We start from the raw sequence: 1,038 nt of genomic DNA on the forward strand, positions 1-1,038 counted from the left end.
GCGGAAATTGATGGGCATACTGATCGCATTGGTCGCATTGCTTCTGTTGCTCCTCGGCGCCGCCACGATCTTCGTACGCGCCGATCCGGGGAAAATGGCCGATGGCATGAAGACATTGGGACCGGTTCTTTTGGCGCTGGCCGGCGCAGCCTTGCTCGTCGTGGGCCGCAGCGGCATCGGCGGCATGATGCTGGCCGGCGCGATCGCCTGGTTTGGCTCGGTGCGTATGAACCGCAGCGGATCAAGACCACCGCCGGGCAGGCGCTCCACTGTGCGCACTGCTGCGCTGGAAATGGAGCTTGATCACAAGACCGGCGGACTGGAAGGGCTCGTTCTGGCCGGCCGCCATGAAGGCAAGATGCTTGGCGCGATGAGCCTCGCCGAGTTGCAGCAGCTCTACCGTGAGCTCTTCGGCGATCCGGAGAGCCGCCAGCTGCTAGAGACGTATCTTGACGGCCGATTTCCCATCTGGCGCAAAAACGCTGAGCCGGACGGTGGCGAAGGGCTGGGTGTTGCGCCAGGTGCGGGCGCCATGACTAAGGAGGAGGCCTACAAGATCCTTGGTCTTGAAGCGGGGGCCGCCGCGGCGGATGTCCGCAAGGCGCACCGCCGCCTGATGCAGCGCCTGCACCCCGATATCGGCGGCACGTCGTTCCTTGCGGCGCGAATCAATGAAGCCAAGGACGTCTTGCTCTCCAACCACAACTAGTCTCCTTCGACGCAAAAATTTCCCGGGAGATTGCAAGCCGACCTACTGCTGGACGGCGTAACAGCTGATCTTCTTCTTCTTCAAAGCGTTGCACGCATCCCACGCGGCATCCTTCGACGAGAAGCCGCCGAAGCGGGCGCGGTAGTAGGTGACGCCGTCCTTTTCAAAGGCGACGGTGAAGCCGGCGGCGTCGGCCAGCACCTTCGGCGCCTGCTTGCTCGTCTTGTCGAGGAAGGCCTGGGCTTCGGATTGCTTTGGCGAGGACGCCACCTGCACGGCCCAGCCGGAGGGGACCGAAGCGGTCTTGACCGGATCGACCGCCGCAGCCG

General features: G+C 63.8%; 2 protein-coding genes. One reads left to right on the forward strand and one right to left on the reverse strand.

Translation table 11 applies throughout. From position 1 onward, the window contains the following. The first annotated feature begins 10 nt into the window (after positions 1–10). On the forward strand, positions 11–709 hold the full coding sequence (locus tag EN742_RS35875) for a DnaJ domain-containing protein (protein WP_128333935.1): 699 nt from the start codon (positions 11–13) through the stop codon (positions 707–709). A 42-nt stretch (positions 710–751) separates the two neighbouring features. Here EN742_RS35875 and EN742_RS35880 read toward each other — a convergent pair. Beyond that, positions 752–1,038, reverse strand: a 287-nt coding sequence (locus EN742_RS35880) for an SPOR domain-containing protein (RefSeq protein WP_148670567.1), incomplete at its 5' end; no start/stop codon positions are given.

This window comes from Mesorhizobium sp. M4A.F.Ca.ET.020.02.1.1 (genome assembly GCF_004022645.1).
Classification (GTDB): Bacteria; Pseudomonadota; Alphaproteobacteria; order Rhizobiales; family Rhizobiaceae; genus Mesorhizobium.